Origin of the sequence: Pseudomonas fluorescens (genome assembly GCF_902497875.1) — a bacterium.
Classification (GTDB): Bacteria; Pseudomonadota; Gammaproteobacteria; order Pseudomonadales; family Pseudomonadaceae; genus Aquipseudomonas; species Aquipseudomonas fluorescens_BR.
In genome coordinates this window covers 125406-151774 of the sequence record NZ_CABVHY010000007.1, presented here as the reverse complement: position 1 = coordinate 151774, position 26369 = coordinate 125406, and the positions used below count along the sequence as shown (strand labels likewise).

Annotated in this window: 18 protein-coding genes; 9 read left to right on the top strand and 9 right to left on the bottom strand. The window is 59.0% G+C overall.

Going from position 1 to position 26369, the window contains the following annotated elements; all coding sequences use genetic code 11:
* Positions 1-87 precede the first annotated feature (87 nt).
* A complete protein-coding gene (locus F8N85_RS08960; RefSeq protein WP_150803278.1) occupies positions 88-1917 on the top strand; it encodes a hypothetical protein in 1830 nt (609 codons plus the stop codon).
* A 22-nt stretch (positions 1918-1939) separates the two neighbouring features.
* On the opposite strand, the gene F8N85_RS08955 is transcribed toward F8N85_RS08960, so the two are convergent.
* Both F8N85_RS08955 and F8N85_RS08950 read right to left on the bottom strand, forming a co-directional pair.
* Positions 1940-2260 carry a hypothetical protein gene (locus F8N85_RS08955; protein WP_150803277.1) on the bottom strand — a complete coding sequence of 107 codons (321 nt, stop codon included), beginning with the start codon at positions 2258-2260 and terminating at the stop codon, positions 1940-1942.
* Between the two features lie 292 nt (positions 2261-2552).
* Positions 2553-4991: a Lon protease family protein gene (locus F8N85_RS08950; RefSeq protein WP_150803276.1), complete on the bottom strand. Its 2439-nt coding sequence runs from the start codon at positions 4989-4991 to the stop codon at positions 2553-2555.
* 278 nt (positions 4992-5269) lie between these two features.
* Between F8N85_RS08950 and F8N85_RS08940 the strand changes: the two genes are divergently transcribed.
* The 4 genes from F8N85_RS08940 (at position 5270) to F8N85_RS08925 (ending at position 8976) form a co-directional block, all read left to right on the top strand.
* Complete coding sequence (locus F8N85_RS08940; RefSeq protein ID WP_150803274.1) at positions 5270-5758, top strand: DUF3015 domain-containing protein; 489 nt, start codon at positions 5270-5272, stop codon at positions 5756-5758.
* A gap of 93 nt (positions 5759-5851) precedes the next feature.
* Complete coding sequence (locus tag F8N85_RS08935) at positions 5852-7705, top strand: DUF4105 domain-containing protein (protein ID WP_150803273.1); 1854 nt, start codon at positions 5852-5854, stop codon at positions 7703-7705.
* Positions 7706-8041: 336 nt separating this feature from the next.
* Complete coding sequence (locus tag F8N85_RS08930; protein ID WP_150803272.1) at positions 8042-8398, top strand: hypothetical protein; 357 nt, start codon at positions 8042-8044, stop codon at positions 8396-8398.
* A gap of 71 nt (positions 8399-8469) precedes the next feature.
* A complete protein-coding gene (locus F8N85_RS08925; protein WP_150803271.1) occupies positions 8470-8976 on the top strand; it encodes a GreA/GreB family elongation factor in 507 nt (168 codons plus the stop codon).
* On the opposite strand, the gene gdhA is transcribed toward F8N85_RS08925, so the two are convergent.
* Positions 8961-10298, bottom strand: coding sequence for an NADP-specific glutamate dehydrogenase (gene gdhA, locus F8N85_RS08920; RefSeq protein WP_150803270.1), 1338 nt, complete (start codon positions 10296-10298; stop codon positions 8961-8963). The genes F8N85_RS08925 and gdhA overlap by 16 nt on opposite strands.
* A gap of 368 nt (positions 10299-10666) precedes the next feature.
* A complete protein-coding gene (gene ettA, locus F8N85_RS08915; RefSeq protein ID WP_150803269.1) occupies positions 10667-12331 on the bottom strand; it encodes an energy-dependent translational throttle protein EttA in 1665 nt (554 codons plus the stop codon).
* A 286-nt stretch (positions 12332-12617) separates the two neighbouring features.
* Here ettA and F8N85_RS08910 point away from each other — a divergent pair, with 286 nt between their 5' ends.
* Complete coding sequence (locus F8N85_RS08910) at positions 12618-16466, top strand: EAL domain-containing protein (RefSeq protein ID WP_150803268.1); 3849 nt, start codon at positions 12618-12620, stop codon at positions 16464-16466.
* A gap of 236 nt (positions 16467-16702) precedes the next feature.
* A complete protein-coding gene (gene glyA, locus F8N85_RS08905; RefSeq protein ID WP_150803267.1) occupies positions 16703-17956 on the top strand; it encodes a serine hydroxymethyltransferase in 1254 nt (417 codons plus the stop codon).
* 279 nt (positions 17957-18235) lie between these two features.
* Here glyA and yjiA read toward each other — a convergent pair whose 3' ends face one another.
* The 3 genes from yjiA to F8N85_RS08890 all read right to left on the bottom strand — a co-directional run bounded on the left by yjiA (position 18236) and on the right by F8N85_RS08890 (position 21569).
* Positions 18236-19207, bottom strand: coding sequence for a GTPase (gene yjiA / locus F8N85_RS08900; protein WP_150803266.1), 972 nt, complete (start codon positions 19205-19207; stop codon positions 18236-18238).
* A gap of 91 nt (positions 19208-19298) precedes the next feature.
* A complete protein-coding gene (locus F8N85_RS08895) occupies positions 19299-19496 on the bottom strand; it encodes a YbdD/YjiX family protein (protein WP_150803265.1) in 198 nt (65 codons plus the stop codon).
* 15 nt (positions 19497-19511) lie between these two features.
* Positions 19512-21569, bottom strand: a complete 2058-nt coding sequence (locus F8N85_RS08890; protein WP_150803264.1) for a carbon starvation CstA family protein — start codon at positions 21567-21569, stop codon at positions 19512-19514.
* Positions 21570-21836: 267 nt separating this feature from the next.
* On the opposite strand from F8N85_RS08890, the gene F8N85_RS08885 reads away from it, so the two are divergent.
* Positions 21837-23192: a cache domain-containing protein gene (locus F8N85_RS08885; protein WP_150803263.1), complete on the top strand. Its 1356-nt coding sequence runs from the start codon at positions 21837-21839 to the stop codon at positions 23190-23192.
* A gap of 36 nt (positions 23193-23228) precedes the next feature.
* Positions 23229-23861 carry a response regulator gene (locus tag F8N85_RS08880; protein WP_150803262.1) on the top strand — a complete coding sequence of 211 codons (633 nt, stop codon included), beginning with the start codon at positions 23229-23231 and terminating at the stop codon, positions 23859-23861.
* Positions 23862-23953: 92 nt separating this feature from the next.
* Here the strand turns inward: F8N85_RS08880 and F8N85_RS08875 are convergent, their stop codons facing one another.
* Together F8N85_RS08875 and F8N85_RS08870 are read right to left on the bottom strand one after the other, a co-directional pair.
* A complete protein-coding gene (locus F8N85_RS08875) occupies positions 23954-24151 on the bottom strand; it encodes a YbdD/YjiX family protein (protein ID WP_150803261.1) in 198 nt (65 codons plus the stop codon).
* Positions 24152-24166: 15 nt separating this feature from the next.
* On the bottom strand, positions 24167-26233 hold the full coding sequence (locus F8N85_RS08870; protein WP_150803260.1) for a carbon starvation CstA family protein: 2067 nt from the start codon (positions 26231-26233) through the stop codon (positions 24167-24169).
* Positions 26234-26369 lie beyond the last annotated feature (136 nt).

The window sequence follows — 26369 nt, the reverse complement described above, 5'->3', positions numbered from 1 at the left end:
CCATGGCCTGCAGCTCTGCCTGGCGGTTTTCTGCTAGTGTCGCAGTCAATCACGTTGCTCACTGACGTCGGACAGGAAGTTTGAAAAATGGATTTGCGATTGCTTTCAACCAGTGCCGGTCTGTGCATCGCGCTGCTGGTCAGTGGCTGCTCACCCAGCGATGAGAAGCAGCAGGTCAGCCTCGAAGAGAAGACCGCGCAGTTCGAAAAGTCACCGGATTTGATCCAGGATCCGCAGCTCAAGGAGGCCGTGGCCGATCTCGGCGGCTCCCTGTTGTTGCTCGAACGGGCCCGGCTCAAACTTCAGAGCAAACCGATCGAAACCGAGTATGGCGAAGATGCCATGGCCCTGCTCAAGCACTATCCAAGCCCGCAAGCCTTGGTCGACACCTACGTCAATGGCTTGTTTGTGTTGCGAAGATCATCCAGTTCCGACTACCTGATCGACCTGCAGCCGGTGTTCCCGTTCAACTTCAACATGCCGGCCGGGTTTCCGTTCCCTCTCGACCTGCAATGGCAATCCGTGACGTTGAGCGACAAGCAGGTCATCGCGTTTCAATCCGAATGGTCGGAAACCGACCCCGGTATTCAGTTGAGCCCTTCAAGCTCCAACCTGACCAGCCCCGATGACCTGACGGTGACCTACCCCTACGTCGAGGGGCTGGAAGTCGACAACAAGCACCAGCCTCAACCGGTGATGTTGCAAGGTCAGCTGGAAGTCATTGCCCCACGCAAAGTACTCACCTTCGACCTGACCAGGCAGGACGTGGGTAAAACACATACGGATGAAAACATCAGTGTCACCCTGCTGGCCCTGGACGAGAACTGCGCGCAAATCGAAATGAGCAACAGCGCAGCCCTGACGGCCGACGTCGGCGCAGCTGCGCTCAATCCGTTGATGGTTCAGGCGAGGGACTCTACCGGGCAGTTTCTTTCGCGTTCGGGCTCGATCAACGAGAACGCCGACCAAATCGCCTTCTATGAAAAACAACTGGCCGAGATGCAGAAACAGCAGGCCTGGAGCGAGACCTTCGAGAACCAGCTCAAGGACCAGCAACACGCCTTCGAACGTCAGCAGGCCCGTCATTACACCAAGGTCTATTTCAACGGCACCATCGACGCACTGGAAGTCAGCGTACTCGACTTCTCGGGCGCCACACTGACGCGCAAAGACCTGAAACTGCCGGTGCGACAGTTCGATCGCAATACCACCGGGAAGACCATCCAGAGCCTGTCATTGCCGGTGGTGGTGTATGACGACCAGGCGCTGACCTGGCTCAAGGATGCCACGCTCGATGAGGCAACCCTGAAAAAGCGCATCACCATCAGCCAGTCGATCGAAGAGTCCAGCGCCGCGCGCATCGAGTTCGATCACCCGAAAACCTTCAATGATGAACTGCTGGGTTCGTCGTTCAGTGCCGGCGACTCTCCGGTAACTTTTTTCACCCAGGGTGACGACGATAAACGCGGCGACCCCATCGAGCTGCCAGTCGAAGCCTATGACGTCGATCCGCTACGTTCCACTATCACTTACGACCTGAATTTGTTTCCGGAAACGCCGGCCTATGCCATAGGCTCGATGCCGTTGTTTCTCGCCAAAATTGAAAAAAACGCCCTCGCCGCGAACCAACTGCCCAAGGGCCTGGCGTTCAAGGGCAATGCCCTGGTGGTCGACCAGAAGCTGTTTCCGGCGCAGGACTGGCGCTTTTACGCCAAGGACGACAGCGGCAGTTATTTGAAGGAGATCCTTGTGGTCAGCCACAGCGCAACCCCGGACGAGCCGGCGCTGCTGGATGTGCATTATTTCTACGGCCAGCCGAGCCAGCTGGAAACCTACCAGCGCACCGACCTGAACACGGTCGAATATGGCTTCGAAGTCAAACTCGACAGGGCACACACAGAAAACCCTGTCGAGTAACGGTTCAGTGCCTGGGTTGTCACTAAAAATCGCTGGGGCGAGAACGCCCTCCGTTGATTTCGCGCAACTGGGCCTGTAGATGCAGGCACCAGATTTGCGGATCGTCGGCCAGCTCGTAGCCATGCAAGGTCAGGCTTTCAACGATGGTTTCAAGGATTGATTCGGCCACGAAAGGTCCATGGAACGGGCCTTGAGCCTTGATCGCGGAAGGTTGTTCACCGGCCATTCCGGCGGCGAAGAGTAAGGTCCACATCCCGGTATCTCCTGCAAGCGGACGAATGCTGCATTCAATACGGGTGACCAGGCCCAGGCATTGGCGTGTAAGGCAGAGGTTGCGCGACATGGCGGCGACCCTCGGTAGATCCGGTATTCAGCCTTGACTCAAAGGCTGGCTCGATCCAGTGATTACTGTCGATATCCTTGCCCTGAGAATAGAGGAAAAGTCCGGACTGCAAGGCCTGCAAAGACCAGCGGCGCCAAATGGTCACTTTGTGAACATTGACGCCATCTTTGTGGCGGGGGGCGGCCCCCAAAGATCGCAGCCTGCGGCAGCTCCGGATGCGCATTCACCGGCTATTTCGTGGGTGTACGCGATCGTGTAGGAGCTGCCGCAGGCTGCGATCTTTGCCTTTGTCTTAAAGCGGTTTGGTCTCTGCCAACGCCTCTTGAGCCGCCTCTTTTTCCGCCTCCTTGAGATCGTCCTCGCTGATCATTTCTGCGATCACTCGCAGGCGTTCCACCACCCGTGCGTTGACACTGCCCTCAGGGAACTGGCCCTCCGCATCCGGCTCGCCGGCAGGTTCACCGACCAGCAGGCTCAGCGCTTCATCAGCCTGGCGCACCGCGTAGACATGGAACTGCCCGGCGCGCACCGCCGACAGCACGCGCTCATCGAGCATCAAGGTCGCGACGTTGGCCTGCGGGATGATCGCGCCCTGCTCGCCGGTCAAACCGCGGGCTTCGCAGAGACGGAAGAAACCTTCGATCTTCTCGTTGACCCCACCGACCGCCTGGACCTCGCCGAACTGATTGATCGACCCGGTGATCGCAAAGCACTGCTTGAGCGGGGTTTTCGACAGTGCCGAGATCAAGGTGCAGGCTTCGCCCAGAGAGGCGCTGTCACCATCGACATAACCGTAGGACTGCTCCAGGGCGATACTTGCGGAGATCGCCAACGGGAATTCCTGGGCATAACGACTGCCCAGGTACCCGGTAAGGATCATCACTCCCTTGGAATGGATCGGCTGCCCGAGGTTGACCTCCCGCTCGATATCGACAATGCCGCTACCGCCCGGATAGACGGTGGCGGAGATCCGTGCCGGGACACCGAACGCCGAGTCACCGACTTCCAGCACGGTCAGCCCGTTGCACTTGCCCACCGCCGCTCCCGTGGTGTCGATCAGGATGATCCCCGCCAGCATGTCGTCGAGAATCCGCGCAGAGACCCGGCCGGTGCGAGTCGCCTTGGCTTTTAGCGCTCGTTCGATATGTCCGGCGTCGGTCATTTCGTCGTTGGCCAGATGGCGGATGAAATCCGCCTCGCTGACCAGCTGGAACAGATCGCCGATACGCGCCGACAATCGCCCCTGATGCTCGGCCAGCCGCGCACTGTAGGTCGCCAGACGCGCCACCGCATCGGCGGTCAGCGGCGCCATGCCTTCTTCCGACGTACGGGTTTTCAGCAGCTGAGCGAACTGCTCGAGGCTTTCATCGACCATCGGGATGTCTTCGTCGAAGTCCACCAGCACCCGGAACATTTCCTGGAAGTCCGGATCCAGGTCTTGCAGCGTGTAGTACAACTGCCGGGCGCCAATGATGATGACCTTGACCTGCAACGGGATTACCTGAGGTGACAGGGTTACCGTCGCCAGCCGCCCCAGTTCACCCAGCGGCGACTCCATTTTCAGTTTGCGCGACTGCAATGCACGCTTCAGCGCATCCCAGACGAAGGGCTCGCTGAGCATTTTTTCGGCTTCAAGGATCAGGAAGCCGCCATTGGCCCGATGCAGAGCCCCCGGGCGCAGTTGTCGGTAGGTGGTGTAGAGGGCGCCCTGATCGGTGCTGTATTCGATACGCCCGAACAGGTTGTCATAGGTCGGGTGCGGTTCGAAGACCACCGGTGCGCCACCGCTGGCATGGTGCCCTACCACAAGACTGGGCAAGTACTGCTCGTCCAGCAGCTTGCGGGCCACCGCGTCGGGCTTGCTGTCGTCGACCAGTTGCTCGACCACGGTTTTCAGCAGGTAGACCTGCATGGCTTGCAGATAACCGCACACCCCGGCGTTTTCCGCGTACTTCTCCGACAGCGGTGACAGCAGCGGCTGCAAGGCCAGAGTGATGGTTTCTTCGTTGAGCTGGCGCATCTGGTTGCTGGATTCGCGCTTCCACTGCGGCAGGCTTGCCAGCTCTTCGTTGAGGCGTTCTTCCAGTTCGGCTATATCGACGTGAAAACGCTCGCGATCGGCTTCCGGTAGTTGCGAAAACTCGGCCTCGTCCAGCGCCTTGCCTTCGCTCATCGGGGTGAAGGCGATGTTGGTGCTGTCGCGATAAAGGGCGACTTCCTTTTCCAGCGCCAGACGCTCGATCACATCCAGCGCGCGGTCGTAGCGCTGGTTGAAGGCGCGGTCGATGGCACTTTTTTTCTGCTGGTAGGAGGGATGTTCGAACACCGCCGGAAAGGTCGCCAGCAGGTTGTCGATCAAGCCATTGATATCGGTAATGAATGCCCCCGCCGCTCCTGAAGGCAGCTCCAGCGCCCGCGGTTCGCGCGGCTCATCGAAATTGTTGACGTAGACCCAGTCCGCCGGGGTTTGCAGGCGTTTGCCTTCGGCCTTGAGGTAACGTTTGACGAAAGAAAACCGGCCGGTGCCGGGCTCGCCCATGACAAATACATTGTAACCGGGGCGTGGCATGGCCACGCCGAACTGCAAGGCTTCGACCGCTCGTTCCTGGCCAAGCACACCGCGAAAAGGCTCCAGATCATTGGTGGTAGAGAAGCTGAACTGTTCAGCGGAAAACGGACGGGTCAGCGCTTCGGGCGCTAGACGCAAGCTGGCAGCAACAGGATCAGGCATCGGGCTTCCTTACATCAGGCGGGGCAGATGACGGCATTCTGGCGCCGGGTACACCCGGCTGGCAAGGCACGCTGCAGGCGAAAGCATAGACCAGGGAAAAACCCCGCGCAGACCCGGGAAAAAGAAGCTGTTTCGAGGAATGTTTTTGCAAAAAATAACGGAACCCTTGGATCGTGCCTAAACTCCAAACTGCGCGGCTGGGCTAATAACCGGCCCGACGGCGTCAGCTTGGCGCCCGAACCCTTGTCCATTGGTATGCACCTAAAGAGAACAACGCTATGAAACGGATTCTTCTCGGTACTCTTTTCACCGCTGTATCCATCCATGCAATGGCCCAAGCGCCAGGCGGCCCGGATTGCGGTTGGGGCAACATGCTGTTCGAAGGTCAGCGTGGCACCCCGGCTCATTTCCTCGCCTCCACCACCAACGGCACCTCCGGTAACGCTACCTTTGGTATGACTTCCGGCACTAACGGTTGCTCGACCAACTCTGCGCTGACTTACGGTGGCAAGTCCTGGATTGCCATGAATGGCATGATGAACGAGCTCTCCGAAGACATGGCCAAGGGGCAGGGCGAAGCCCTGACGACCTACGCCGTGGTGCTGGGCGTAGCCCCTGAAGACCGCGCGCATTTCGCCGCAGTCACTCATCAACACTTCCAGCAAATCTTCAGCAAAGCCGATGTAACAGCGGATGATGTGCACACCAACACCCTGGCCGTGCTCAAAGGCGACGCTCGTCTGGCCAAATACGCTACCCAAGCTTAAGCTCCACTCGCCCGCTCCTTTCGAGGGGCGGCATTTGTTTTTTGGACCTGTCCCGCCTTGGGTCTTTTTTTTTCGAATTCTAAGTTGCCCACCATGCTCAAACGCCTTGCCTCTCTGGCGCTCTGTGTCTGCGCCCCGCTGTGCGCCGCGCCTCACATCGACAACCAAGGTTTGCAGCAACTGGCCAATGACCCCTTCTGGATTTCCCTGGGTCACTATGAATCCGCCAAGCTCGGCGGCTGGCGCAGCCATGTCAGCGAGCCGAAGTTTTTCCTCGCGGCCGATGGGGCACAGCGTCCGGACCATGAGCTGGAGGCGACCGTGCACGCACTGTATGCTCCGGCCAGCGCTGGCGAGAAGCACGCGCAATGCGTCTATCCGGCCCGCACTCGCTGGCTGAAAGCACAGCTGGGGCTGAACGACCTGCCCGTTGTGCAGTGCGCCGAGTTCACCCAGTGGTTCAAGGATGTTGCACCGCATAGCGCGGTAATGATCTTCCCGGCGGCTTACCTGAACAGTCCGTCGTCGATGTTTGGCCACACCTTGCTGCGGATCGACCAGGCCGACGTGCAAAGCAACAATACCGCCCTGCTCAGCTATGCGATCAACTTCGGCGCTTACATCGAAGGCTCGGACAACAGCATTCTCTACGCCTGGAAAGGTCTGATGGGCGGCTATCCCGGGCTGTTCGCCCTGGTGCCTTATCAGGAGAAGCTTTCTGAGTACCGCAGCCTGGAAAATCGTGACCTATGGGAATACCGGCTGAACCTGACCCAGGCCGAGACCGAGCGGATGGTCGAGCACGTCTGGGAGCTCAAGCAGATACGGTTCGACTACTTCTTCTTTGATGAAAACTGTTCCTACCGCCTGCTCGAACTGCTGCAAGTGGCGCGACCGGGCCTGAAGCTGACCGAACAATTCCCGCTGACCGCCATCCCCACCGACACTGTAAAAGCGGTGAAAGAAGCCGGGCTGGTGGAGAAGATCGACTACAGGCCATCCCGCGAACGCGAACTGCTGAGCCGCGCCGAGCCATTGAGCGGCGAGGACCAGGATTGGGTGCTGAAAGTCAGTGCCGACCAGAAACAATTGCAGGATCCAGCTTTCAAGGCCCTGCCACGGGCCCGCCAGGCACTGATCATCGACGCGGCCTACCGTCTCGAACGCTACCGCGCCAACGGCCAGGAGCGCGATCCACAACGCGCACAACGCAGCTTCGAGTTGTTGCGGGCGATCAACCAGAACCCGGCGCCGGAGCTTTCGATCGAGCGCCCGGGCCTGCCTGAGAACGGTCACGAATCGCGCACCTGGCAAGCCGGCATCGGCACCCGGGGCGACCAGGCTTTTGGCGAATATGGCCTGCGCATGGCTTATCACGATCTCAACGATAATGCCGAGAGCTTTCCCCTCGGGGCGCAAATCGAAATCCTGCAGATGAAACTGCGCCAGTACGAAGGCAATAACTGGCAGTTACAGCAACTGGACCTGGCGACCATTCGCTCGCTGACCCCGCGCAACGAGCTGCTGAAGCCCCTTTCATGGCAAGTCACCGGCGGCCTGGAGCGCGTGCCGGGCAAGCATGACGATGAAACCCTGGTCAGCCATGTCAATGGCGGTGCCGGTGGTACCTGGCAACTCAGTGAGCAGATGCTCGGCTTTGCCCTTGGCACCGCGCGCGTCGAGCACAATCCCGACTTTGCCGGGTTCATCGCCCCGGCGGCCGGCTTCAACACCGGACTGCTATGGCGCAACCCGCTGGGCAATCTCAGCCTTGAAGCCAAAGGCGATTACTTCACCAACGGCGAAGTGCGTCGCAGCCTGAGCCTCAATCAGCAGTGGGAGTTGTCGCGCAATCTCGGCCTGCGTTTGAGTGCGCAGCGCGAGTTCAGCCATATGGCGTCGCCGGAGAATGAAGTGATGCTTGAGGTGAAGTGGTATCACTATTGAGATTGAGCCATACCGGTAGGAGCCGAGCTTGCTCGCGATGGGCGTCAACGATAACGCGCACTACCTGAAACACTTCAGTGTTCTTGAGATCATCGCGAGTAAGCTCGGCGCCTACAGATTTGCAGTGTTGCCGGAAAGATCGCAGCCTGCGGCAGCTCCTACGGGATGGCGTACATCCTCAGCACCCCGGATACACGTGGTCCGCGTAGGAGCTGCCGCAGGCTGCGATCTTTTGATCTTGATGCCCAACACATTTCTCACAGAGCTTTCACAATCACCCGACAAACCCACTCCTAAACTTACCTCATAGGCCGTTCCACGGCGTGGGAGTCTGAGATGTGGCGGTGCTGGGCTGCAGTGGTGGTGTTGGGGTTGCTGGCAGGGTGCGAGTCGACCCACGAGCATTTGCTCGCCGAGGGCTATCCACTAGCCTTCGCCGATGGTTTCGATGACGGTTGCAGCAGTGGTCGTCAGGCTGCTGGAGTAATCAGCGGCCAATTCAGGAAAAACGTCCCGCGCTATCTCAAGGATGCGCAATACGCCGAGGGCTGGAGCGATGGCTTCCGGCAGTGTCAGGCCATGCGTGAGAACCAGGAGCGCAACGATTACCGCAATCGGCATTGGGATGACCGCGAACGCGCCTGGCAGCAACAGAAGGATCAGGACAAGGCGCGGGCTTATCGCTCGCAATAAGTCGCTTTCGGACATTCGTCGAAACTAAATGGCTGCGACCATGGCCCAAACTCCAACAAGGGAGAAATGCCATGAGCCGCGCCTTCGTCAATGAAGATCAAGCCGCTGCGCAAGCCGACCAACCGGTAGAACGCCAGGTCAGTGCGCAGCCTAATTACGTCACCCCCGGTGGACTGGGCCTGCTGCAGGCCAAAGTTGCTGAACTGCAGGCGCAACACAGTGAGCAATCGGCGCTGGGGGAGCGCGCGGACAAGCAGCGTCTGGCCGATATCGAACGCGACCTGCGCTACTTCAATCAGCGCCTGCAAAGCGCTCAAGTGGTCACTCAGGCGTCGTCGACCGAGAAAGCGCAGATTGGCAGCTGGGTCACCTTTGCCGACGAACACAACGTCGAGCAGCGCGTGCAACTGGTCGGCGAAGACCAGGCCGATGCCGCCCGCGGCCTGATCAATTGGGGCTCACCGCTGGGGCGTGCGCTGCTTGGCGCACACCCTGGCGATGAAGTGCTGTGGAAGCGACCGGCCGGCGATAAACGGGTCGAAGTCCTGCGCATTGAACCGGCTTACACCACGCCTTGAGCCAGCATGGCATCGGCAACTTTGACGAAGCCGGCGATGTTCGCCCCTTTGACATAGTTGATCCGGCCATTCTCTTCGCCGTAATGCACGCACGCGTGATGGATCGACTGCATGATGTTGTGCAACTTGCTGTCGACCTCACCTGCGGTCCACAGCAGACGCATGGCATTCTGTGACATTTCCAGGCCGCTGACCGCCACACCACCGGCGTTCGACGCTTTGCCCGGCGCAAACAGGATCCCGGCTTCGATAAAGATATCCACAGCCTCCAGGGTAGTCGGCATGTTGGCGCCCTCGGCCACGCAGAGACAGCCATTGCGCAATAAGGTCCGCGCCGCGTCGGCGTCCAGTTCGTTCTGGGTCGCACACGGCAGGGCGATGTCGCAGGCCAGATTCCAAGGGCATTGACCGGCGAGGAACTCCAGACCGAAACGCGCGGCCAACTCGCTGATGCGTCCGCGCTTGACGTTTTTCAGCTCCAGCACGGCCAGCCATTGCTCTTCGCTCAAACCGGCTTCGCAATACAACGTGCCTTCGGAGTCGGACAGGGAAATGACCTTGCCGCCCAGGTCCATGACTTTGCGTGCAGCGTATTGCGCGACGTTGCCCGAGCCGGAGATCGCCACCCGCTTGCCTTCGACTTTCTCGCCGCTGCGCTTGAGCATTTCTTCGGCGAAGTACACACAACCGAAACCGGTGGCTTCCGGGCGGATCAGGCTACCGCCGTAGCTCATGCCCTTGCCGGTCAGCACGCTGGTGAACTGGTTGCTCAGGCGCTTGTACTGGCCGAACAGGAAGCCGATCTCGCGAGCCCCGACACCGATGTCACCGGCCGGAACGTCCACGTCCGCACCGATGTGGCGATACAACTCGCTCATGAACGCCTGGCAGAAGCGCATGACCTCGGCGTCGCTTTTGCCTTTCGGATTGAAGTCCGAACCGCCCTTGCCGCCGCCCATGGGCAGCGAGGTCAGGGAGTTCTTGAAGGTTTGTTCAAAGGCGAGGAATTTCAGCACGCCCAGGTTCACCGACGGATGGAAGCGCAGGCCGCCCTTGTAGGGGCCAATAGCGCTGTTCATCTGTATCCGGAAACCACGGTTGACCTGGACTTTGCCGTGATCGTCGACCCATGAAACCCGGAACACGATGGCCCGCTCCGGCTCGCAGATCCGCTCGAGGATGCCTGAAGTCAGATAGTGCGGATTGGCCTCGAGAAACGGCCACAAGCTACGCAGCACCTCTTCCACTGCCTGATGGAATTCGGGTTGGTCCGGGTCGCGTTTTTTCAGGCGGGCGAGGAAGTCTTCGACGGATTCGATCATGAAAAGTCTCGGCAAATTTATGTCGTTAACGGAAATTTGTCGCGGACTTTATCAATTCATGCCGCACCGTGACAGAGCGAAATGTCGCATTTATGAATTTAAATGGTGCGACTGATATAAATTAATCAGGTTCTCAGCGTTTTTCGCACCAACCTGGTGATACCTGATCTGGATTTTGCACCAGAAAATACATAGCCATCGCGAGCAAGCTCGCTCCCACATTAGATTGGCTGTGAAGTACAGAAGTAAGCACGCCACAGATCCATTGTGGGAGCGAGCCTGCTCGCGATACAGGCGCCTCGGTGCGCCGGAAAAACACAAAAAAAACGGAGCCCCGAAGGGCTCCGTTTTTCATGCAACCAGCCTGATCAGGCCAGTTTTTTGTGCCGTACCCGGTGCGGCTGGGCAGCGGCTTCACCGAGACGCTTCTTGCGATCGGCTTCGTACTCGCTGTAGTTGCCTTCGAAGAACACCGCTTGCGAGTCGTCTTCGTACGCCAGGATGTGAGTCGCGACGCGGTCAAGGAACCACCGATCGTGAGAGATCACAATGGCGGCGCCCGGGAAGTCGAGCAAGGCTTCTTCCAGGGATCGCAGGGTTTCGACGTCGAGGTCGTTGGACGGTTCGTCGAGCAGCAGGACGTTGCCGCCCTCCTTCAGGGTCAGCGCCAGGTGCAAGCGACCGCGCTCACCACCGGACAAGTCCTTGACGAACTTCTGCTGATCGCCGCCCTTGAAGTTGAAGCGACCGACATAGGTACGCGACGGAATTTCATAGTTACCGATGCGGATCTGGTCGGAACCATCGGAGATCTGCTGGAACACCGTCTTGCTGCCATCGAGGTCTTCGCGGCTCTGATCCACGCAGGCCAGCTGCACGGTTTCACCGACTTCAATGGTGCCGGAATCCGGAGTTTCCTTGCCCATCAACATGCGGAATAGGGTCGACTTACCGGCACCGTTACCACCGATTACGCCGACGATCGCCCCTTTAGGCATGGAGAACGACAGGTTGTCGATCAGCACGCGATCGCCGTAACCCTTGGAAACGTTCTTGAATTCGATGACCTTGTCACCCAGGCGCGGACCGGCCGGGATGTAGATCTCATTGGTTTCGCTGCGCTTCTGGAATTCCTGCGACTGCATTTCTTCGAAGCGTTGCAGACGAGCCTTGGATTTCGACTGACGGGCTTTGGCGCCTTTGCGCACCCATTCCAGCTCGTCTTTCATGGCCTTTTCATGGGCCGACTGCTGCTTGGATTCCTGGGCCAGACGATCGGACTTGGCTTCCAGCCAACCCGAATAGTTGCCCTCGTAAGGAATACCGGCGCCGCGGTCGAGCTCGAGGATCCAGCCAGCGACGTTGTCCAGGAAGTACCGGTCGTGCGTGATCGCAACCACGGTGCCTGGGAAGTCGTGGAGGAAATGCTCCAGCCAGGCCACGGAGTCGGCGTCCAGGTGGTTGGTCGGTTCGTCGAGCAGCAGCATGTCCGGCGCGGACAGCAGCAGACGGCACAAGGCCACACGACGCTTTTCACCACCGGACAGAAATTCGATCTTCGCGTCCCACGCCGGCAGACGCAGCGCATCGGCGGCAACTTCCAGTTGACGATCAAGGTTATGACCGTCGCCTGCTTGCAGGATGGCTTCGAGCTTGGCTTGTTCGGCCGCCAGCTTGTCGAAGTCGGCGTCCGGGTCGGCGTATTCGGCGTAGACCTGATCCAGGCGCGCCTGGGCATCCTTGATCACGCTGACTGCTTCCTCGACCACTTCACGCACGGTCTTGGTTGGATCCAGCAGGGGCTCTTGCGGCAGATAGCCGATGTTCAGCTCGGGCATTGGCCGTGCTTCGCCATCGAACTCGGAGTCGACGCCCGCCATGATTTTCAACAGGGTGGACTTACCCGAACCGTTGAGGCCGAGCACGCCGATCTTGGCGCCCGGGAAGAATGACAGAGAAATGTTTTTCAGGATTTCCCGCTTCGGCGGAACAACTTTGCTCAGCCGATGCATGGTGAAGACGTATTGAGCCATGGAGAACCTAGCGTCAGTGACTGATGAATTAATGCGCGAGCGAAGCTCGGGCCAGGCCATGCGCGGCGCCAGCGATTGATTGCAATCGATACCTGCGCGCGGAAAAAGCCTGAGTTCAGGAGCTGGAACGCCCCCGCGTAACCGGCAAAGCTACCCTAATGTAAGAAACCCGTCCAGCCAGCAGGCGCTGGCACTTTGCCACAACTCAAGGCATGCTAGCCGCCCTTCGGCCGTCCGGCTTATAGTGCACGTCGCGCCATTCCAGCCAAAACCGCAGGATCTCAGTTTGCCCAATGTCACTGTGCCATCTTCCGTGAGCGCGTCGATCCCTGCGCCCGGCTCACCCCTGCGCGGCACGCTCAAAGGCGGGTTGGCGACGCTGGTCCTGTTGCTGCTCGCCCTGCTGCTCTGGCAGTTGCTGGATCAACTGCAGGAAACCCAGAAAAACCAGCGTCAATACACTATCGACTACAGCGCCGACCTGGCTGCGCAGGTCAGCCTGAATATGGCCCTCAATGCGCAAATCGCCCTGAATCTGCTACCGATCGTCGAACAACCGCAAAATGATGAACAACAGCAGGCGTTGCTGCGCAAGCTCCAGCAGTCTTTGCCCGATCTACGCAGCATTGCGCTGCTGAGTCCCTCGGGAACCCTCCTCAGTGATAGCGCCAAAGACAGCCAGGACGCCGACTACCTGAGCGGGCTGGTCCGGCGCAGTCACGTCCAGGCCCACTATTTCAGCAATGCCGATGACGGTTCAGTGGTGCATTTGCTGCTGCGTCAGACCAGTGGTAGCAGCCGCGGCTATTGGGCGTTGCGCCTGACTCCGACTTTTTTCTCCTCGCTGACCAAGCAGAGCGAAGCCGGCATCCGTCCGCTGTGGGTAGTGGAAAACCGCCTCACTCACCAGGTCATCAGCCGTGACGATGCGCTGCCATCGCCCAAACCTGTCACGCTGACACCCGATGACGTGGCCAATAGCGTGCTGGTGGTGCCGCTCAGCAACAGCGACTGGCAACTACGCGGACTGTTCGATCGGCAACGAGTGATTGAACAGCTGTTACCGGCGTTTATTGCCAAATGCCTGCTGGGGCTGGCTTTCTCACTGTTACCGGTGATTGCCCTGCTGAACATGCGCCGGCGCCAACGTCAGTTGCACGAAGGCCGCCGTCGTTACCAGGATATTTTCGAGGGCACGGGCGTGGCCCTGTGCGTGCTCGACCTTTCAGGACTGCAAGCACTCTTCGACAAAGCTCAACTGCATGACAGCCAACAGCTGCGGCGCTGGCTGGAGAACCGCGAGCAGCGCCAGCAATTGCTGCAAGAGCTGCGCATCACCGAGGTCAATCAGGTCGCCTTGCGCCTGCTCAATGTTGAATCCTGCGAGCAAGCCTGGCATCTGTTGATCGAAGGCCGGCCGCTGGACAACAGTGCCATCGGCGACCAATTGCTCGACGCGGTGCTCAATCAACAGAAGCAGCTTGAACTGGAAATCAAGCTCAAGGACGTTCAAGGCAATGATCAGCACCTGTGGCTGGTTATGCGTCTGCCGGAAGATCCGCACGACTATCAAGCAGTGATTCTCAGCATCAGCGACATCACCAGTCGCAAACTCATTGAACTGTCCCTGCTTGAGCGCGAAGGTTTCTGGTCGGATGTCGTGCGTACCGTACCCGATCATCTCTATGTGCAGGATGTGATCAGCCAGCGGATAATCTTCAGCAACCACCACCTGGGCCAGACACTCGGTTACAACAAATCCGAACTGCAGCAGATGGGCGAGTATTTCTGGGACATCCTGCTGCACCCCGAAGACTCCGATCACTATCACTGTTTACGTCAGGAACAGCGCCAGTCCGGCTATGCACAGTTAATGCAATGCCAGCTGCGCTTCCGTCATCGCAACAATCAATGGCGGCGTTTCGATATCCGCGAACAGGCGCTGGCCCGCGACAAAGACGATCACGTCACGCGCATCATCGGCGTGGCCAAGGACATTACCGACCAGATCGAAGCCAGCGAGTCCCTGCGCGACAGCGAACAGCGCTACCGCATGCTCGCCGAAAGCATCAGCGACGTGATTTTCTCCACCGACAGTAAGCTGGCACTCAATTACGTCAGCCCGTCGGTGCAGGCGGTACTCGGTTATGACGCCGAGTGGTTTTTTTCCAACGGCTGGCAATCGATCATCGCCAACCCGCAACAGCTGACCGGTATCTACACCCTGATGGAGCGCGTCAGCAAAGCCCTGGATCAACCGGAACAACTGGCGCAATTGCGCAGTCAGGTGCAGACCCAACTGTTCCTCTTTGACTGTCTGCGGGCCGACGGACGCAAAATTCCGATCGAGCTGCGACTGGTGCTGGTATGGGATGAACACGGCGCCTTCGAAGGCGTGCTCGGTGTCGGTCGCGACATCAGCCAGCAACGCCGCGCGGAAAAAGACCTGCGCCTGGCGGCTACGGTTTTCGAGCACTCGACCTCGGCGATTCTGATCACCGACCCGGCCGGTTATATCGTCCAGGCCAACGAGGCCTTCAGCCGCGTCAGCGGTTATGCCGTGACCCAGGTCCTCGATCAGTTGCCGAACATGCTCACCGTCGACGAGCAACAGGAAGCTCATCTGCGTTATGTGCTCAAACAGCTTCATCAGCACAGCACCTGGGAAGGTGAAGTCTGGCTCAAGCGGCGCAATGGCGAACATTACCCGGCCTGGGTCGGAATCACCGCCGTGCTCGACGACGAGGGCGACCTGGCCAGCTATGTCTGCTTCTTTAGCGACATCAGTGAACGCAAGGCCAGTGAACAGCGCATCCACCGCCTGGCCTATTACGACGCCCTGACCCATCTGCCCAACCGCACGCTGTTCCAGGACCGTCTGCATACCGCACTGCAATCGGCCGAACGGCAGAAGTCCTGGGTAGTGCTGATGTTCCTCGACCTCGACCGTTTCAAACCGATCAACGACTCCCTCGGTCACGCCGCCGGCGATCGCATGCTCAAGGAAATGGCCACGCGCCTGCTCGGTTGTGTCGACGATGACGACACCGTGGCGCGCATGGGCGGCGATGAGTTCACCTTGCTCCTGCAACCGCGCGCCAGCCGCGAAATAGCGCTGAACCGGGCCATTCACGTGGCCGAACAGATTCTCGCCAGCCTGGTGAAACCGTTCGTCCTCGAAGGCCGGGAATTCTTTGTCACCGCCAGTATCGGCATTGCCTTGAGTCCGCAAGATGGCAATGAGCTGAGCCAGCTGATGAAGAACGCCGACACCGCGATGTACCACGCCAAGGAGCGTGGCAAGAACAACTTCCAGTTCTACCAGGCCGACATGAACGCCAGCGCCCTGGAGCGCCTGGAGCTGGAAAGCGATCTGCGCCATGCCCTTGAGCAAGATGAGTTCGTTCTTTACTACCAGCCGCAATTCAGTGGCGACGGTAAACGCCTGACCGGCGCCGAAGCCCTGCTGCGCTGGCGTCATCCACGACGCGGGCTGGTGCCGCCGGGAGATTTCATTCCGGTGCTCGAAGAGCTCGGACTGGTGGTGGATGTCGGCGACTGGGTGATCAGCGAAGCCTGCCGTCAGCTCAAAACCTGGCACCAGGCCAAGGTCCGGGTGCCAAAAGTTTCGGTGAATATTTCGGCCCGGCAGTTCTCCGACGGCCAGCTCGGCACGCGGATCGCTACCATTCTCAGGGAAACCGGTTTGCCACCGGCCTGTCTTGAGCTGGAGCTGACCGAAAGTATTCTGATGCGCGAAGTCAATGAGGCACTGCAGATCCTCGCCAGCCTGAAAAACCTTGGTCTGAGTATTGCGGTCGATGACTTCGGCACCGGCTATTCATCGCTGAATTACCTGAAGCAGTTTCCGATCGATGTACTGAAAATCGACCGTACCTTCGTTGACGGCCTGCCGTCCGGCGAACAGGACGCACAGATCGCCCGTGCGATCATCGCCATGGCCCACAGTTTGAACCTGGCGGTAATCGCCGAGGGCGTGGAAACCCATGAGCAGCTCGACTTCCTGCGCGAGCATGGCTGCGACGAGGTTCAGGGCTACCTGTTCGGCCGCCCGATGCCGGCCAACCGCTTCGAAGCGCAGTTCAGTAATGATGCGTTGTTTATGCTTGATTGAGGTTTTGTGGTGCGGCTGATGGCCCTATCGCGAGCAGGCTCGCTCCCACAGGGGAACGCATTTCAAATGTGGGAGCAGCCGGTCGACGCTCGACTGCTCGCGATGAGGTCGGCACGATCACCGCTGATCGCTGCATGAACACCACTTGTCTGCGACATGATGTCCTTTCATATGCCATCTAAAACCCATTGGGTTAGAATGCCCTCCTTTTCTGCCCCCGATCCTTGAGGACCGCCATGTTCAGCCGTGATTTGACTATTGCCAAGTACGACGCCGATCTCTTTGCCGCCATGGAGCAAGAAGCTCAGCGCCAGGAAGAGCACATTGAGCTGATCGCTTCGGAAAACTACACCAGCCCAGCGGTGATGGAAGCTCAAGGCTCGGTACTGACCAACAAGTACGCCGAAGGTTACCCAGGCAAGCGCTACTACGGTGGTTGCGAGTTCGTCGACGTGGTCGAGCAGCTGGCGATCGATCGCGCCAAAGAGCTGTTCGGCGCCGATTACGCCAACGTTCAACCACACGCCGGCTCTCAAGCCAACAGCGCGGTTTACCTGGCACTGCTGCAAGCCGGTGACACCATTCTGGGCATGAGCCTGGCCCACGGTGGTCACTTGACCCACGGTGCCAGCGTTTCCTCCTCCGGCAAGCTGTACAACGCCGTGCAGTACGGCATCGACGGCAATGGCCTGATCGATTACGACGAAGTCGAGCGCCTGGCGGTTGAACACAAGCCGAAAATGATCGTCGCCGGCTTCTCTGCCTACTCGCAGATCCTCGACTTCCCGCGCTTTCGCGAAATCGCCGACAAGGTCGGTGCCTACCTGTTCGTCGACATGGCTCACGTGGCCGGTCTGGTCGCCGCAGGCGTCTACCCGAACCCGGTTCCTTTCGCTGACGTCGTGACCACCACTACCCACAAGACCCTGCGCGGTCCACGTGGCGGCCTGATCCTGGCCCGTGCCAACGCCGACATCGAGAAGAAGCTGAACTCCGCGGTATTCCCGGGCGCCCAGGGCGGTCCGCTGGAACACGTGATCGCCGCCAAAGCGATCTGCTTCAAGGAAGCGCTGCAGCCTGAGTTCAAGACCTACCAGCAACAAGTGGTCAAGAACGCCAAGGCCATGGCCGGTGTGTTCATTGAGCGCGGTTTCGACGTGGTTTCCGGTGGTACCGAGAACCACCTGTTCCTGCTGTCGCTGATCAAGCAGGACATCTCCGGTAAAGACGCCGACGCCGCTCTGGGCAAGGCATTCATCACCGTAAACAAAAACTCCGTGCCAAACGATCCACGCTCCCCGTTCGTCACCTCCGGCCTGCGCTTCGGCACTCCGGCTGTGACCACTCGTGGCTTCAAGGAAGCAGAGTGCAAAGAACTGGCTGGCTGGATCTGCGACATCCTGGCTGACCTGAACAACGACGCCGTTATCGACGCCGTCCGCGAGAAGGTCAAGACCATCTGCGCCAAGCTGCCGGTATACGGCGCTTAATTGCACCGCTAAACCGCAGTCATGAAAAACCGGCTAGTGATGGCCGGTTTTTTTTCGCCTGAAAATCCTTAACGGCTGCACTCGATCCCAAGGAGCTACCGAAGGCTGCGATCTTTGATATTGATCTTCATCGGTTTCTCAGGCGCCAAAATCAACGTCAAAAGATCGCAGCCTTCGGCAGCTCCTACGGGGAATGCGCGAAGCCAGAAATTTCTTAACTGACTGGCATTGGGGCTTGCCCGCGAAAGCGCCCTGAAGGGCGCTAATACTCTCAATTTTTTAATCAGCCTCGACCCGCGCAAAGCCCGCGCGAATTTTCTCTTCCGGCAACTCATCGGCAATGAACACGATCACGCTTTCACGCGCTTCGTCTTGAGCCCACTCGGTATCCCAGTCGAAACCATACAGTTTCAGCACCCCCTGAAATACCATGCGCCGTGGCTCGCCGACGATGTTCAGCACGCCTTTGTAACGCAGCAATTGCTTGCCGTGCTCTTCCAGCAACTCGTTCATGAACTCGCTGAGCTTGTCGATATCCAGCGGTTTGTCAGTGCGCAGCACCAGGCTGGAGATGCGGTCGATGCTCGGTGCCTTGTTCACCGGCCGCAAGCTCAAACCACCACCCAGATCAGCGTTGAGGTTGAAGCCGCGGACATCCAGCAGTTCGGCCAGGTCGATCTTGCCGTGATCGACCACCCGAATCGGTGCACGCCGGTTGATCCGGGTCAGCCGTTCGCTGAGTGCGGTAAAGGCCTGCTCATCCACCAAGTCCCGCTTGCTCACCAGCAAACGGTCGGCGAAGCCGATCTGCGCCTGGGCGATGGTCTGGGTCAGATGCTGCTCAGCATGGGCCGCGTCGACCAGGGTGATGATGCCGTCGAGGATATAGCGCTCGCGCAGTTCTTCATCGATGAAAAAAGTCTGCGCAACAGGCGCGGGATCGGCCAGCCCGGTGCATTCGATCACCAGTCGGTCGAAGGCGATTTCGCCACTGTCCAGACGCTCCAGCAGCAGGTACAGCGCCTTGGTCAGATCGGTGTGGATGGTGCAGCAGACGCAGCCGTTGGACAGCGTCATGACTTGCACCGGCTCGTCGCCCAGCAGCTGGGTGTCGATGCCGGCGTCGCTGAATTCGTTTTCAATCACGGCTATTTTCAAGCCGTGCTCGGCCTTGAGCAGATGGCGCAACAGCGTGGTTTTGCCGGCGCCGAGAAAGCCGCTGAGGATCGTGACGGGGATGGGAGAGGACAAACTCGATTCTCCTGATTCACATAAATAAAAAATGGGAGTGGGCGCAAGCCCACTCCCACATCATTGCATCATATGACTACGCATAGCGTGGTCAGCAGCACTTCGGACCACCCTTGCTGCCGTAGCGTGCCTCCTGGCGCTCCCGAAAGAACGCCTCGTAAGTCATCATCGGCTTGTCCGGGTGTTTGTTTTGCATATGCTCGACGTAGTTGTCGTAGTCGGGCATGCCGACCATCAGGCGCGCGGCCTGACCGAGGTATTTACCGAGGCGACTCAGGTCATTGAACATGTCTGCAATCCTCGATCACGCGTCTGGTAGAGCCTGGTACGGCGCTTCTTTGTCCGTACGTTCTTTGGTACCCCAGGCCGCAATACCGACCTTGAGCGCAAAGAACAGGATGCTGAACACCACGAGCAGGAACAACGCCGTCAGGGTCGCGTTGGTGTAGGCGTTGTAGATCACGTGCTGCATCTGCTCGATGCTTTTGGCCGGCGCGAGCACCTGACCGTTGGCCAAGGCATCACTGTATTTTTTGGCCAGAGACAAGAAGCCGATCGCCGGGTTGGCGTCGAACAGTTTGATGAAGCCGGCGGTGGTGGTGCAGATCAGCAGCCATACGGCGGGCAACATGGTGACCCAGACGTAGCGTTGGCGTTTCATTTTGATCAGCACGACTGTCGCCAGCATCAGCGCGATACCGGCCAGCATCTGGTTGGAGATACCGAACAGTGGCCACAAGGTGTTGATACCGCCCAGTGGATCGATCACGCCTTGATAGAGCAGGTAACCCCACATCGCCACGCAACCCGCGGTCGCAATCAGGTTGGCGGTCCAGGACTCCGTACGCTTGAGCGCCGGAACGAAGGAACCGAGCAAATCCTGGAGCATGAAACGTCCGGCACGGGTACCGGCGTCGACTGCGGTCAGGATGAACAGCGCCTCGAACAGAATCGCGAAGTGGTACCAGAACGCCATGGTGTTTTCACCCGGCAGGAGCGTGTGCAGGATCTGCGCGATCCCGACCGCCAGGGTCGGCGCACCGCCGGCACGGGCCAGGATGGTGGTTTCACCGATGTCCTTGGCCACGGCTTGCAGGGCTTCCGGAGTAATGGCGAAGCCCCAGTTGCTGACCGTCTGGGCCACCGCAACCACATCGCCACCGACGATAGCCGCGGGACTGTTCATCGCGAAGTAGACACCCGGTTCGATCACCGAAGCAGCCACCATGGCCATAATGGCCACGAAGGACTCCATCAGCATGCCGCCGTAACCGATGTAACGGGCATGACCTTCGTTAGCCAGCAGTTTCGGGGTAGTCCCGGAAGCGATCAGGGCGTGGAAACCCGACACCGCACCGCAGGCAATGGTGATGAACAGGAACGGGAACAGCCCGCCTTTCCAGACCGGACCGGTACCGTCGGTGAACTGGGTCAGCGCCGGCATTTTCAGCTCGGGCATGGTGACCAGGATGCCGATCGCCAGGGCGACGATGGTCCCGATCTTGAGGAAGGTCGACAGGTAGTCGCGCGGCGCCAGAATCAACCACACCGGCAGGACCGCGGCCACGAAGCCGTAGCCGATCAGCATCCAGGTGATCTGGATCCCGGTAAAGGTGAAGGCTTTGGCCCACACGGGATCAGCGGCAACCTGCCCACCCAGCCAGATCGAACCGAGCAGCAACAGCACCCCGACAATCGAGATTTCACCGATGCGGCCCGGACGGATGTAGCGCATGTAAATGCCCATGAACATCGCGATCGGGATGGTCGCCATCACCGTGAAAATACCCCACGGGCTCTCGGCCAGGGCCTTGACCACGATCAGTGCCAGCACCGCGAGGATGATGACCATGATCAGGAAGCAGCCAAACAGCGCAATGGTGCCGGGGATACGGCCCATTTCTTCACGGACCATGTCACCCAGGGAACGGCCGTTACGTCGGGTCGACATGAACAGGACCATGAAGTCCTGCACGGCGCCGGCAAACACCACCCCGGCAATCAGCCAGAGCGTGCCGGGCAGGTAGCCCATTTGCGCCGCCAGCACCGGGCCGACCAGAGGTCCTGCGCCCGCAATGGCTGCGAAGTGGTGACCGAACAGCACATGTTTGTTGGTCGGCACATAGTCCAGACCATCATTGTTGAGTACGGCGGGGGTGGCCCGAAGTGGATCGATCTGCATCACATGCTTGGCGATGAACAGACTGTAATAGCGGTAGGCAACAAGGTAGATAGCGACTGCGGCAACTACGATCCACAGGGCGTTGATCGCTTCGCCACGGCGCAAGGCCACGACACTCAGCGCGACCGCTCCAATGACAGCCAGCGCAAACCAGGCGAGGTGTTTCACCAGACGGGACATTGCGTCTCTCCTGCCGACAGTCGGTGGACTGCGGCGGTAATTATTATAAGAGTGCCGCGTTATGCGCAGCCCGCCTAATATCCGCGCATGTCTTCAATAACGAAATCCGCAGTACTACGTAAGCGCTTTCTACGTAGTACTACCGAGACAGGTCCTGACAACGTCGATCCGCGTGTAGGACCGAAGCCTTTTTGACATATCATGCCCAATCCCTGACACCCGCCGACAGCCCTGCCGCACCGCCGCCCGGCCTGGACAGGAGTAACCATGCAGCTCAAACACAAAATCGTAGCCTTGGGTATTTTGCCGCTGATACTGGCCGTTGCCGTTATTTGCGCACTGGTGATTTTCCAGCATCGCCAATTGGGCGATCAGCAGGCACAACTTATCGAAGACAGCATCCTCGCCAGCAAGCGCGCGGAACTGAAAAACTACGTTGAAATGGCCAAAAGCTTGATCGAACCCTTGTATGCCGGTGGTCAGGGTGATGAGCTGGCACAACAGCGAGTACTCGAAGAGTTAAGCAAACTCAGCTTTGGTATCGACGGCTACTTTTTTGTATATGACCGCCAGGGCCGCAGTCTGATGCACGCCCGGCAATCGGAATTGGTTGGCAAGTATCTGTGGGAGATGACCGACCCACACGGTTTGCCAGTGATCCAGGCATTATTGAAAAGCGCTGAATCCGGAGAAGGTTTCCAGCGTTACGCGTGGAAGAAGCCATCGACCGGCCAGGTCACGGACAAACTGGCCTATGTCGTCATGCTTGATCGCTGGGGCTGGATGCTCGGCACCGGCATCTATCTTGAAGATGTCAAATTGGCCACGCAGCAAGCTCGCGCTGAAGTCGCGCAAGGTATTCAGGCAACCATGCTAGCGATCGCAGCCGTTGCGCTGATCGCCGTGCTACTGGTCTTCGCCAGCGGCATGACCTTGAACGTCAGTGAACACCGCCTGGCAGACAAAAAACTTCAGAGACTCAATCAGCGAATCGTCAGCCTGCAGGAAGAAGAACGGTCGCGCGTGTCCCGTGAGTTGCATGACGGTATCAGTCAGTTGCTGGTATCGATAAAGTTTCAGTTCGAACTGGCAAGCCATGTGCTGGAAGCGGGTCGCGAGAATGGCCTGAGCATTTTGCGAGAGGCCACCGAGCGCTTGGGTGGCGCTATCGGGGAAATCCGCACTATCTCCCACGACCTGCGCTCGTCGTTACTCGACACTCTGGGGCTGCCCGCCGCCATCGGGCAGTTGGCGGCCGAATTTGAAAAGCGCAGCGGCCTGCACGTGAACTATGAAAGCAACCTGTTCGATTATCATCTGGTCGACGGTGCCGCAGTGGCTTTGTTCCGTATCGCGCAAGAAGCCCTGACCAACATTGAGCGGCACGCTCAGGCCAGCAATGTATCCATCACTCTGCACGGTTCTGAAAATGCTTTACGCTTGATCGTCGTCGATGACGGTATTGGCTTTAATGTCACTCGGGTCGAGCGCCTGCATGGCGGTATAGGACTGCGCAATATACGTGAAAGGGTCGAGCATTTCGGCGGCCGATTCGATCTTCATTCAGTGCCTGGAAGGAGTGAACTGGACGTCCTGCTGCCCATGGCCATTATCAACACCTGAAGTTGATCCCTCGATAACAACAAGAGTGATGCCCCTATGAGCCTGCCCTACCCGATCCGCATCGCCCTGGTCGACGATCATTCACTGGTTCGCGATGGCATCCGCGCCTTGCTGGCGGTGATGGAGTCTTTAGACGTAGTGGGCGAAGCCGAGAGTGGCACCGAGGCTATCGAAATGGTCGGACGGACCCTCCCCGACCTCCTGCTGGTCGACATTGGCCTGAAAGACATGAATGGGCTGGAGCTGACCCGGGCGTTGCGCCAGCAATACCCATCGATCAAGATTCTCATATTGAGCATGTACGATAACCATGAGTACGTGAGCGAATCCGTACGTTCGGGGGCCAGTGGCTATGTGCTGAAAAATGCACCGTCGCGCGAAATCATCGCAGCGATCGAAGCGATTGCCAGCGGTGGCACCTTCTACAGTGCCGAAATTGCGCAAAAACTGGCCGCAGGAAAACACCTCCAAAACGAACTGACCCCCCGGGAAAGTCAGGTTCTGTCGAGGATGGTCCAGGGGTTGAACAACAAGGAAATGGCTCGGGAACTCGACATTAGCGTGCGCACCGTCGAAACCCACCGCCTGAGCATCCGCCGCAAACTGAACATCGACAAACCCGCCGCATTGCTCAATTACGCGATGGAACATGGGTTGATTGTTCGCTGAAAATACTCGCCCAACCTGGTGATTCCAGAAATGAAAACGCGCCACGACTGGCGTGACGCGTTCGGTCAAACGCTGCCCCCTATATCAAGGGCTCAGCAGCACTTCGGACCACCCTTGCCGCCGTAACGAGCCTCCTGGCGCTCCCGAAAGAACGCCTCGTAAGTCATCATCGGCTTGTCCGGGTGTTTGGTTTGCATATGCTCGACGTAGTTGTCGTAGTCGGGCATGCCGACCATCAGGCGCGCGGCCTGACCGAGGTATTTACCGAGGCGACTCAGGTCATTGAACATGTCTGCAATCCTCGATCAAGCATCCGGCTGGGCCTGAAATGGCGTTTCTTTATCCGTGCGTTCTTTGGTGCCCCAGGCGGCGATACCGACCTTGAGCGCAAAGAACAGGATGCTGAACACCACGAGCAGGAACAACGCCGTCAGGGTCGCGTTGGTGTAGGCGTTGTAGATCACGTGCTGCATCTGCTCGATGCTTTTGGCCGGCGCGAGCACCTGACCGTTGGCCAAGGCATCACTGTATTTCTTGGCCAGAGACAAGAAGCCGATCGCCGGGTTGGCGTCGAACAGTTTGATGAAGCCGGCGGTGGTGGTGCAGATCAGCAGCCATACGGCGGGCAACATGGTGACCCAGACGTAGCGTTGGCGCTTCATTTTGATCAGCACGACCGTCGCCAGCATCAGTGCGATACCGGCCAACATCTGGTTGGAGATACCGAACAGTGGCCACAAGGTGTTGATGCCGCCCAATGGGTCGATCACACCTTGATAGAGCAGGTAACCCCACATCGCCACGCAACCCGCGGTCGCAATCAGGTTGGCGGTCCAGGACTCCGTACGCTTGAGCGCCGGAACGAAGGAACCGAGCAAATCCTGGAGCATGAAACGTCCGGCACGGGTACCGGCGTCGACTGCGGTCAGGATGAACAGCGCCTCGAACAGAATCGCGAAGTGGTACCAGAACGCCATGGTGTTTTCACCCGGCAGGAGCGTGTGCAGGATCTGCGCGATCCCGACCGCCAGGGTCGGCGCACCGCCGGCACGGGCCAGGATGGTGGTTTCGCCGATGTCCTTGGCCACGGCTTGCAGGGCTTCCGGAGTAATGGCGAAGCCCCAGCTGCTGACCGTCTGGGCCACCGCAACCACATCACCGCCGACGATAGCCGCGGGGCTGTTCATCGCGAAGTAGACACCCGGTTCGATCACCGAAGCAGCCACCATGGCCATGATGGCCACGAAGGATTCCATCAGCATGCCGCCGTAACCGATGTAACGGGCATGGCCTTCGTTAGCCAGCAGTTTCGGGGTAGTCCCGGAAGCGATCAGGGCGTGGAAACCCGACACCGCACCGCAGGCAATGGTGATGAACAGGAACGGGAACAGCCCGCCTTTCCAGACCGGACCGGTACCGTCGGTGAACTGGGTCAGCGCCGGCATTTTCAGATCGGGCATGGTGATCAGGATGCCGATCGCCAGGGCGACGATGGTACCGATCTTGAGGAAGGTCGACAGGTAGTCGCGCGGCGCCAGGATCAGCCACACCGGCAGGACCGCGGCCACGAAGCCGTAGCCGACCAGCATCCAGGTGATCTGGATTCCGGTAAAGGTGAAGGCTTTGGCCCATACGGGATCAGCGGCGATTTGCCCGCCGAGCCAGATCGAACCGAGCAGCAACAGCACTCCGACAATAGAGATTTCACCGATGCGGCCCGGGCGGATGTAGCGCATGTAAATGCCCATGAACATCGCGATCGGGATGGTTGCCATCACCGTGAAAATACCCCACGGGCTCTCGGCCAGGGCCTTGACCACGATCAGTGCCAGCACCGCGAGGATGATGACCATGATCAGGAAGCAGCCAAACAGCGCGATGGTGCCGGGGATACGGCCCATTTCTTCACGGACCATGTCACCCAGGGAACGGCCGTTGCGGCGGGTCGACATGAACAGGACCATGAAGTCCTGCACGGCGCCCGCCAGTACCACACCGGCAATCAGCCAGAGCGTGCCGGGCAGGTAGCCCATTTGCGCCGCCAGCACCGGGCCGACCAGAGGTCCTGCGCCCGCAATGGCTGCGAAGTGGTGACCGAAAAGGATGTGTTTGTTGGTCGGCACATAGTCCAGACCATCATTGTTAAGCACTGCGGGGGTGGCCCGAAGTGGATCGAGCTGCATCACGTGGTTAGCGATGAACAGACTGTAGTAACGATAAGCAACCAGATAAATGGCCACTGCAGCGACTACAATCCACAAGGCGTTGATCGCCTCGCCGCGGCGCAAGGCCACTACGCCCAGGGCGCATGCTCCCAGGATTGCCAGCAGCAGCCAGGGTAGGTGGCGTAGCAGGCTATTATTATTTTTCATCTTTTTTATTCCAGCCAGGGTGGACTTGAGATAAAGCCATCCCGAGTTTAGCCCCGATTGCACCAAAGGCCATACCCTAGAGCCTTGTTTCGGGTACGACGCCAGTGGCGACTCTTGCAAATGCCGGTCTATAGTC